The sequence below is a fragment of the Paenibacillus antibioticophila genome (genome assembly GCF_000455265.1).
GTDB lineage: Bacteria > Bacillota > Bacilli > Paenibacillales > Paenibacillaceae > Fontibacillus > Fontibacillus antibioticophila.
The window spans coordinates 224,097-234,872 of record NZ_HG005141.1 but is presented as its reverse complement, the minus strand read 5'-3'; the positions used below and the strand labels follow the sequence as shown (position 1 = coordinate 234,872).

Annotated in this window: 7 protein-coding genes; 5 read left to right on the top strand and 2 right to left on the bottom strand. The window is 50.3% G+C overall.

What is annotated here, in order from left to right; genetic code table 11:
* On the bottom strand, positions 1-708 hold a 708-nt coding region (locus tag TX85_RS18175), incomplete at its 3' end, for a glycosyl hydrolase family 8 (RefSeq protein ID WP_044481129.1).
* Between the two features lie 148 nt (positions 709-856).
* Complete coding sequence (locus TX85_RS18170; protein ID WP_233500792.1) at positions 857-2,749, bottom strand: sialate O-acetylesterase; 1,893 nt, start codon at positions 2,747-2,749, stop codon at positions 857-859.
* Positions 2,750-2,985: 236 nt separating this feature from the next.
* Here TX85_RS18170 and TX85_RS18165 point away from each other — a divergent pair, with 236 nt between their 5' ends.
* From TX85_RS18165 to TX85_RS18145, 5 genes are all read left to right on the top strand, one after another.
* Positions 2,986-4,527, top strand: a complete 1,542-nt coding sequence (locus tag TX85_RS18165) for a response regulator transcription factor (protein WP_044481127.1) — start codon at positions 2,986-2,988, stop codon at positions 4,525-4,527.
* Positions 4,528-4,560: 33 nt separating this feature from the next.
* Positions 4,561-6,372: a sensor histidine kinase gene (locus tag TX85_RS18160; protein ID WP_044481125.1), complete on the top strand. Its 1,812-nt coding sequence runs from the start codon at positions 4,561-4,563 to the stop codon at positions 6,370-6,372.
* A gap of 5 nt (positions 6,373-6,377) precedes the next feature.
* Positions 6,378-7,916, top strand: coding sequence for a response regulator (locus TX85_RS18155; RefSeq protein ID WP_044481124.1), 1,539 nt, complete (start codon positions 6,378-6,380; stop codon positions 7,914-7,916).
* 122 nt (positions 7,917-8,038) lie between these two features.
* Positions 8,039-9,733: a type 2 periplasmic-binding domain-containing protein gene (locus TX85_RS18150; protein WP_044481123.1), complete on the top strand. Its 1,695-nt coding sequence runs from the start codon at positions 8,039-8,041 to the stop codon at positions 9,731-9,733.
* An 82-nt stretch (positions 9,734-9,815) separates the two neighbouring features.
* The gene (locus tag TX85_RS18145) at positions 9,816-10,775 is read left to right on the top strand and encodes an ABC transporter permease (RefSeq protein ID WP_044481122.1); all 960 of its coding nucleotides are present in this window, start codon (positions 9,816-9,818) and stop codon (positions 10,773-10,775) included.
* Position 10,776: the final 1 nt, after the last annotated feature.

Below are 10,776 nucleotides of genomic sequence, written 5' to 3'. Positions count from 1 at the left end.
GGTTTCGGGGTGGCAGGCGGTCCTCAAGTATTCACGGCTGGCCGAGGCCGCTTCCTTCCAGAACGGCCGATCCTCGGGATAGGCCCACAACGCAAACAATTCGTAAAAATGCGGCAAACGATAGGACGGGTCCGAAAACTCACAATTTGGAATGAACTTGATCAGCTTGTTGCGCGGATTCCACATCGGGTCGCCGAGGCCGTCCTCCCCTTTGTGAAGGCAGGTCCGCAGCAGATCGCGCGCCTGCGTTCCGTAATTGAACGGCGCTTCCCGGTCGCCCCACCGATGGGATGCGAAGAATAACGCCATCGCAAAATACTCCTCCCCGTCCGGAGCAGGCCCGTCCGACAGCCGTGAACCGTCCGGGGAGCACGACCAGGCGAAATATCCGGCATTTACTCCTTCTGTCATGTGCATGTGCGCCATCGTCCATTTCCACAGCCGATCGAACACCACCTGCTGGTCCATTTGCACGGCCATCATCATGCCGTAGGACATCCCTTCGGTCCGGACATCCAGGTTGCCGGTATCGAGCATATATCCCATATCGCCGCCAGACTCATGATAGATTCGGGTATCCTCTCCGCCCTCGAACAATTCCCGCCAGGCCGCCTCCAGACGCTCGTGAATCTCCGCTTTCTCATACCCGAATTCCGCTAGTACATTTCTATATTCCCCTGTAAAAAATGCTCCCGCATGACTCTTCATCGACTTCAAATCCTCCCTAGGCCCGCTTTTTCAAATCAATTTATCCGTCTTCCGTTTTATTATCCTATCTGATGAAGCGGTTTCAAAGGTTCGCATTTAAAGGAGTTGCCTTGCTTATTTTAGAACTTTAGGAACTGGATTCAACGAGTTAGCCTGTGCTAAACGGCGAGGCAGGGAGGCCCTCCCGGTTGTACAGGTTCGCTTGAGCAGGATTGTTGGCCCAGGCGTACCGAACCTGGACAGGCCGCATGATAAAGTCATGCGTGACAAAGATGGTATCGCCGGAAATCACGGCACGCGCCGGAACAAACACACCGTCCGGCCCGCAGACCGCGAACCCCTTAAGCTCTCCGCCGCCCTTGGCGACCAGCCCGCTTCCGGTATGATCGAACCGTAGGCGCGCACCATCCCCGGTCAGCTCCATCTCTTTGAACATCGGTCCGCTATGGACCAGGCCGTCCTCGCCATAAGCCAATTTGAGGGCGCCTAGCGCTAAACGCTGGCCAACGGTTTTCTTGTCTTGCGGGTGCAGATCGTTGTATTCGCCGATATCGATCGTAACGGCCATCGCTGTTCCCGGAATCTGCAGCCCTTTGCGCTGTTCCTCGCGAAGCTCGGCCCAATTGGTTTGCGAGTCGTCCGCTTCGCCCAAATTGGCGAGCTGCGTAAAGATGAACGGGAACTCCCCGATTCCCCATTGACCGCGCCAATCCGCAACTAACGCCTCGAACAACTGGCTATATCCGGCAGGGTGGTCCGTATTGGCCTCGCCCTGGTACCATAACGCCCCCTTGATCCGATAATGCCGCAAGGGCGAGATCATGCCATTATACACCCCGGCGGGTTTATAGTGAAAGAAAGTCTGCTGCTGCAAAACCCCGGTAATGGCCCCGACCCGGTATTTCCAAACGCCGGTGAGGTCCATTTCCTGTCCGCAGGCCAGCAGTCGATAAGGCATATCTTTCACGAACTCCCCCGTGTTATGGGTGCTGATGACGCGCACGGCAATTGTATTATTTCCAGGATTTAATAGTCCGGCGGGGATCGGGTAGCGTCTTGGCGGATACCTGTAGCCGGTATTGCCGATGCAAACACCGTTTATGTAAGTGTCATCCGCATCGACGACCGTGCCCAGCTTTAACCGGGCATCGCCTTCGGTCATGGACTCGGGGAGTTCGATCTCCTTGCGGAACCAGACACTGCCCCGAACGTGCTCAAGCCCGGCGTCTGCCCATGAGCCTGGAAGCTCGAAATCTTGCCAATCGGCGGTGTCCCATGACTCGCTGTACCAGCCTTCCTTTAAACCAAGGTCGGTGTTATTCAGATGGGCATGCCAGGCGTTACTCCGCTCTTCGTCCGCCGCCTTGGCAGCAATTACATATTGATCGTCTTTGCATTGCTCCAGGACGTCCCCATATCCCCCGATGCGCCGAAGGGATCCTTCGCTGATCCATGCCTCGATCGGCGTTCCCCCTACCGCGGTAAGAATCAGGCCGACAGGAACCTGGTGTCTTTCATAGATTTCTTTGGCAAAAAAGAAACCGGCGGCGCTAAAGTTCAGCACGTCCTCCGAGGTGGCGGCAATCCACTCGCCTCCCGGCAGGCCGCTCTGCGGAGCATGGAAATTGTAGCTTATCGGCATCGAGAACTGGCGAATCCAGGGGAGATGAACATCCTTCACCTCATCGGCCAGCAAATCCAGGGTCCGGCGGACAGGCAGCTCCATATTGGACTGGCCGCCGAGCACCCACACGTCTCCGACGAGAATATTCCGGATGACGCTTGCCTCGCTGCCAGCCGAGATAACCATCTCAAACGGACCGCCCGGCTCCGTCTCGTCCAAATCCATTCGCCAGTCCCCGGCGGAATCGGCAAACGTATCATATTTTTTTCCGTTAAAACCAATCTGTATGGCTTGGCCTGCCCCGGCTTTACCCCAGATGCCAACCTTTTCGTTTCGCTGCAAGACCATGCCGTCACTCAGAATACTGGATAAAATCATGATTCTCCGCCTTTCATAAGGATCTCGTTGGATACTCATTCTACCGAGGAGGGCTATTTCCTTCTGTGTAAAGACATACATATCTGACATGCAGATAAGAACTAAAATTATCACGATAAAATCTTAATTTTCAATATAGCGAATGTACGGGTTCTCATTTAGGTTGAGGGTAACAAGGTTTTCCTGTTCTCAAATGACGCGGGTATGTTAGCATAATTAATGAGGGCGCTTTCAAAGCAAGCAAACCAGTTCAACTTCAGGGGAGCGATATAGCGATGATGAATGTGCTATTGGTGGATGACGAGCCTTGGGTAATCGAGGGGCTCCGAACGATGGTGAATTGGATGGATCACGGATTTCAAGTGTGCGGGGAGGCCTCCAATGGTCCTGATGCGTTCAGGATGATTCAGGAGCTTGGACCGGAGCTGGTTCTGACGGATATCAATATGCCGGTGATTAACGGGTTGGAGCTGATTGAGCAATCGAACAGGGTAATGGCCAGACCTCCGAAGTTTATCATATTAAGCGGATACGATAATTTTAATTATGCACTCACCGCGATGCATCAACGGGTAGCGGAATATTTACTCAAACCGATCGACGAGGAGGAAATTGAGGCGGTGCTGGTCCGCTTGCGCAGGAGAATTATGGAGGAGCTTGAAACGGAGCAAAGCCAAAGCCGCATGCATTTTTTGCTGGTGAACAATTTGGTGAATCGCTTGCTTCAAGGAGAAGACAGTGCGCAACTGATGCATCAAACGGCACATACCCTTCTGCTGCCGGAGGATGCCCTGCTGCGCTGCATTCTGATCGAGGCTTCCGGAGACACTTCCGATTTGCGCCGCCAGGCACGGAAGTATTTTGCGGAAACACCGGAGCGTATATTTGAGGATAGCGCGGGCAGGATTGGCGTCATTCTGCCTGATGATAAATTCCCATACTGCCGGGTACAGGAGCTCGCCGCAGGGCTTTACAATGAACTTAAGAATGAGTCGAACGGGCCGGTAACCGTAACGGTAAGCAACGCTCTCCAAGGTATCGGTTCGGTTCGCGAGCTGTATATGCAGGTGCTTGAGGTCAATAAATGCAAGCGTTGTCAGGAAAGAGACGGTGTGCATAATTACAGGGATTTACGGCAGCACGGAAATACCGGCAATCATGCCAGGGAGAAATTCAAGCAGCTTCTCGAGCTCGTGACGGCGGGCCAAACTGATGAAATCCACTCCGCTGTAGAGGACGCGCTGGCTTCCATGACAGAAGGGCTGCCCGATCTGAGGCATGCCATGGCCCATGTGGCCGATCTCGAATTGAATCTTTGCAGACGGATTGGGGAAATGAACGGGGAACCTGATGCATTCATGAAGAAGGTTCAGGATGAATATGGTAATATCGGGAGCTTCAAGACCTATTCGTCCTTGAGAAAATACGTCCTTGAGCTTTGCCTGGAGGCGGCACGCGTCCTTGCAGGGCTGGAGGAAAAGAACGAGCATAATACGATCTTCCATGTCATTCAATACGTGGATCGGGAATACCGCGGCAGGCTGCAATTGCAGGATCTGGCTAAAATGTTTCATATGAATTCAACTTATCTGGGTCAGCTGTTTAAAAAAGAGACCGGGAAACCGTTCAACGATTACCTGAACGAAAAAAGAATCGAGGAAGCCAAACGGCTGCTGAAACGAACTCAGATGAAAATTTCCGAAATCGCGCTTCAGGTGGGATACCCCAATACGGACTATTTTATCAGCAAATTCAAATGCAAGACGGGGATGCTGCCCTCTGTCTACAAACAGGAATCCAAGAGGCCGGCTTATTGAACACGCACTTGCAGGCAGGATGGTGCATAAATCATGAGAAAGCGCATTAGATTTCGGACACTCATTAACGATATTCCGCTGAATTATAAATTTATACTGATCTATGTAATTGGCGTATTGCTGCCTATTGTGGTGATTAATATCGTATTTCTGGACGAGATGACCGGAATTATCAAGGAACGGGAGGAACAAAACCTTGAAATCTCGCTCGAACGGGCCAGAAAGGATATTCACGATTTTATCGACGGCGGGGTGGCGATCAGCCATGCGCTCAACACGGACAAGATGCTCTATGAAACGTTGGACAGAACTTACGAAAGTCCGATCGAATTTTACGAAATATTTGACGACCAGCTGCGTCATCGGGTCACCGGTTATATACCGGTCAACAATCATATTCAGAGAATCAGCATTTTTACGGATAATGATACCATCGTATCCGGCGGGAGTTATCAGCTGCTTGATGACAAAGTGAAGAATAGCGACTGGTACCAGCTGCGGCAGCAATCGACGCTCCCCGTGCTGGTAGCGGCCTACCGGGCGACCGTGGCCAATAGCGCCACTGTGACAGGACCTTATCTCAGCGTGATTGAGAGTATGGATTACTTCGACACTTACAATACATATGACAAGCTGCTTCGAATCGATATCGACCTGAGCAAAATTTACGATGTCATCGTACGGGAGCAGGATTATTTAAACCTGTACCTGGTCAATGAGCGTAATGAAATTATTATGTCCGCGGACAGCGGCTACCAGCGGGGGGTTACCGATGCCTACCCGGTTTTTGAGCTTTCCGAGAAAGTGAAGAACAAGGACGTTCGTGTCATCTCTATCGGAACGGCCAGCTACGTAAAGGGCTGGAAGCTGATCGGCGTGACGCAGGGGAACCGGTTATCCAGCGCCATGCTCGATATGCAGCTTTATGTGGGATTCATCGCAGCCGTTATTACACTGTTTTCGCTTATATTCATTTATATCATGCTCAGATCCTACAATTACCGGGTGAAACGGCTGTCCCGCCATATGCAAAAGGTGACCAACGAGAAATTCGACCTGATTCGGATCGAAGAAGGGAACGATGAAATCGGCGGTTTGATCCAGAACTTCAATATCATGACGGCCCGGATCAACTCCTTAATCAACAATGTATACAAGCTTGAGATTCAGAAGAAGGATTTGGAGATGGAGCGGGTAAGGGCGGAATTGAACTTTTTACAAAGCCAGATGAATCCGCATTTTTTGTTCAACACCTTGAATGCTATTTTAGTCGTCTGTACCAAAAATAATTATGCCGACGTGACCGATATTATCAAAAGCTTGTCCAAGCTGCTTCGGAGACTGCTTGGCTGGAAAGAGGACATCGTGCCTCTGGAGGAGGAAATTTTATTTATCGAAATGTATCTCAAAATTGAGAAATTCAGATTCCGGGACAAGTTCGAATACGAGCTGGATATTGCCCCGGAGGCGCTCCATTATAAAATTCCGAAGATGAGCATCCAGCCGCTAGTGGAAAATGCATGCAAACATGGCATCCAGGCGGTAGAGGGGGAGGGTGTCGTCAAGATCGCAGCCTCCGTATCGGACGACCGCCTCTGCGTATCCGTGAAGGACAACGGCAAAGGCATCGAGCCGGAAAAGCACCGGGAGATGCTCATATCCATGCGCAGCGAGAGTACATCCGGCAACAGTATCGGTATCCGCAATGTATACCGTAGACTCGAACTGTATTATAACGATCTCGTCCGGTTCAATATCGACAGCAAACCTAATCAAGGAACGACAGTGTCCTTTGAGATTCCGATCAGGCTGCTGGACCATCAGGATTATCCGCAAGGAGAGTGACGGATGTGAGATTTAAAGTGCTTTTGATCGACGACGAGCCTGGCGCTTTGGAAGGCATGCAGCTGTGGATCGACTGGGAGAAGCTTGGCTTTGAAGTGTGCGGTACCTGCACCAACGGCGCTGAGGGGCTAAAAGCGATGGCGGAGCTTTCGCCGGATCTGGTCGTTACCGATGTGAATATGCCGCTGATGAGCGGCCTTGAGATGATTGAAGAATGGCGGAAGAGCGGAAACAAGAGCATCAGCTTCGCGATCATTAGCGGATACAGTGAGTTTGAGTATGCAAGGAAAGCTATGCGTTACGGAATCACTCATTATTTGCTAAAACCGGTCGAGCCGGAAGAAGCCGCTGGCGAGCTGCGAAAGATTTACAGTGAACTGCTGCATGAGGCAGAAGAAAAACAATGGAGCGAGATGGCCCTCGTGGAGGAACAGGTCTTCTTGATCAGACAGCTGCTTGAGGATAGCCCCGGTTCAGAAAGGGAATATCCGGATAATCTGATTACGCTGTCCGCTGGCCGGGAGGCATGGAACATCTGTCTGATTCAAACTGAGCCTACCATGTATGCTGAGCTTAGGGGAGCCGCGGCGGGATTGATTTCGCAGGAGCAGGCGATGTTTCTGATTGACCTGGCAATGAACCGCTTAGGCATCGTGTTCGGATATTCACCGGATCAAGGGCAGGCGGACGGTGTATGCCGGGTGCTTGCCAAGCTTGCCGCGCGGTACACCGGACAACGGGCGGCTGTGGCCATCGGCGCCCCGGAGGAGTCGCTCTTGCACCTTGCAAACTGCTATAAGACCGCAGAAGAAGCATTGAAGTTCAAATTTTATGACCCCGAATACACCGGGGTTATTTCTTATGCTTCAATTGAAGACAGGCATTTTCAATACCACTACGACCCGACCCGGTTGGTGGATAACGCGATGGAGGCGTTAACTCTTCTGAATGCAGCCGGTTATCGCGAGACGGTCACAGCGGAGGCGGAGCTGTTTCGTGAACTCCTGCTCGCACCGGAAATAGTCAAGAAGGCGATTTATCATCTAATGTACAAAATGAAAGAACACATGGAGGATTCCCTAGGCAAGAAAGCGTCAGATGCGCTGGCCAAATGGGACTTTTCCGCGTTGGCTGATTCGGCCCTGGGCCTGAATGAGCTTCTGGCCCTGCTGCTGAGCCTCGGTGACGAATGCATCGATTTGCTCAGCGAGGAGCAGGAACTTAAATCGCAGGGGATTGTACAGGAGATCAACGAGTACATACGGGAGCATTATCGGGAAAGGCTGACAATCAAGAAACTGGCCAAACATTTTTATCTGCATCCGGTCTACTTGGGGCAATTGCTCATGAAGAAAAACGGAGTCGGATTCAATGAATGGGTGCATAACCTCCGGATCGAGGAGGCCTCCCGGCTGCTCCTGGAAAACAAGCTTAGAAACAGCGAAATTGCGGAGCAAGTGGGCTATGTGAACTACAGCCAATTCCTGAAGCAATTCGAAAAACGGATGGGGATGTCTCCGGGTGAATATAAAGGCAGGAACTAAAGTTTTTAAGGGTAATGCTTTAATTGTGTTATAGTTCGCTTTTGGCAGCGCTTTTACAATTAAGATGAGTCATTGAAAGGGCTTACAGCCTGAATGGCTAAAACATTATGGAGGTGCTTTAAATGGGGGGCAAGAAACGATCGGTATTCCGGTTGAGCCTGATGCTGCTGCTCTCGCTCGGTCTGGTTTTGTCAGCCTGCGGCGGCAACAATAAGGAAGCCGCCAAAAGCGGAAATAACGAACAGGTATCCGGAGAAAATTCCGAAAACGGGGTGGAGCCGTTTGAAATATCGGTATTTATCGGTGAAGCCGGCCAACAACCGACACCTGACAACAAGATCTACAAGTTGATCAAGGAAAAGACGGGAGCTTCCTTCAAATTTGAGTTCCTTGCAGGCGATATCGATCAAAAGCTCGGCGTTATGATCGCAGGCGGCGATTATCCGGACATGATGACGGACAATCAGAAATTAAAGGCCGCAGGCGCCTTTATTCCGCTCGAAGACTTGATTGAGGAGCATGCTCCGAACCTGAAGAAGCATTATGAGAAGTACTGGAACATGATGAGGGATCCTAACGACAACCATATCTATACCCTTCCTAATTATGGCGTTTATAATTCTGACCCTGATTCGACCTGGTATTCCGGACCTGCCTTCTGGATCCAGAAGGACGTTTTGGCGGAAGCCGGATATCCTCGAGTGAAAACGCTGGATCAATACTTTGACTTGATTAAGGAATACAAGGAAAAGCATCCGGATATTGACGGAACCCCGACGATCGGCTTTGAAATTCTGAACTATGACTGGAGAAACTGGGGGCTGTTCAATGCACCGCAGCATTTGATCGGTCATCCGAATGACGGCGGCGTAGTGGTTAAAGACGGTGTAGCTGAAATTTTCGCGGATAAAGACTATGCGAAGCGCTACTACCAGAAGCTGAACGAGATGAATGCGGCAGGCGTCGTCGATAAGGAAACATTTACCCAAAACTATGACCAGTATATGGCCAAAATTTCCAGCGGCGCGGTTCTAGGGATGTTTGACCAGCACTGGAACTTCCAGAGTGCAGAGGACGCGCTGACGACTCAGAAGAGATTCGAAAGACAATATGTTGGTCTTCCGCTTGTTTATGATGAAAGCATAAGAGACCATTATAAGGATCGCCCGGCGCTTAACCTGGACAACGGGTTCGGAATTACAGTCAACGCATCCGAAGAACAAGCTATAAGAATCCTTAAACTGTTGGATACGTTGATTCAGGAGGATTGGCAAAAAATCTTTACCTGGGGTATTGAAGGCGAAGATTACATTGTCAATGAAGAAGGCCGTTTCATGAAAACGCAAGAACAACGCGATGCCTTTACCGACGGAACCTGGAAGCTGGCTAACAAAGCCGATGCCTTCTATGGCAGAGCTCCAAAAATGCAAGGCAAATTCTCGGACGGGAATTCCACGGATGCCGCCGCGCAGCCGGAAGAATATCAAGCTGGTTTAGAAGAATACGACAAGAACTTCCTCGCGCAATATGGCTTTAACAGCTATGTCGATTTCTTCAGTGAAGCGCCTGAGAACGAAGTGGCTTACCCTGCATGGTCTGTCGACCTGGTAGATAGCTCCGAAGCGAAAATCGTCAACACGAAGCAAAACGAATTGTCTACGAAGTACTTGCCGAAGGCTATTCTCGCAAAGCCGGATGAATTCGAAAGCGTGTGGAATGAATACGTTAGCGAAATTCGCAAGCTCAGCATCAAGGCTTACGAGGACCGGATCAATGAAGTGCTGCAATGGAGAAGAGATACCTGGACAGTGAAATAAGGCTTTGACTTAAACGGAGAATGGAGGGCGTTCATCTGCCTTCCATTCTTTCAAAAATAACAGGTTTTGGGGAGAAAAAACTATGGATCAGACCTTGAAAGAAGATCGAGCCGTCCGGAAGCCAAGGAAAGTAAAGAAGATTACCTGGTCCCTGATCAAAGATCAGAGTCAGTTGATATACATGTCCGTACCATTACTGGCGTATATCATATTGTTCGCCTATGTTCCGATTTGGGGCTGGACCATGGCTTTTCAGGACTACAAGCCCGCTAGAGATTTTAGCGAGCAGAAATGGGTAGGGTTTAAGCACTTCGAGTTCCTTTTTAAAGACGACAGCTTCCTGCAGGTGCTGCGAAATACGCTGGCCATGAGTGTCATCAATCTGATTCTCGGCTTTACAACAGCCATTATACTGGCATTATTACTGAATGAAATTAAAAAAGTATTTTGGAAAAGAACCGTACAGACGATTTCCTATCTTCCGCATTTTCTGTCCTGGATTATTGTAACCGGGATTGTGGCGACAAGCTTGGCGTCGGACGGGATCATCAATGATCTCCTGATGAAGCTGCATCTGATCAATGAGCCGATCCAGTGGCTCAGCGAAGGCAAGTACTTCTGGGGAATCGTCGGAGCGTCGCATGTTTGGAAGGAAGTCGGCTGGAATACGATTATATATTTGGCAGCGATGGCGTCGATCGACCCCGCGCTTTATGAAGCCGCAGATATTGACGGAGCAAGCCGCTACCGGAAAATGTTCCATGTCACTTTGCCGGGCATTAAATCTACAATTGTGATCCTGTTGATTATGCAGGTCGGCCACATTCTGGAGGCAGGCTTTGAAATCCAATATTTGCTTGGCAACGGCCTTATTGTCGACTGGTCGCAGACGATCGACATCTTCGTACTGAAATACGGGCTCGCTCAAGGAAACTATTCATTAGCTACTGCTGCCGGTATATTTAAAACGGTCGTTAGCGTAACGTTGCTGCTGATTGCAAACGGAGTCGCCAAACGGCTAGGGGAAGAGAGGCTGTTATAGT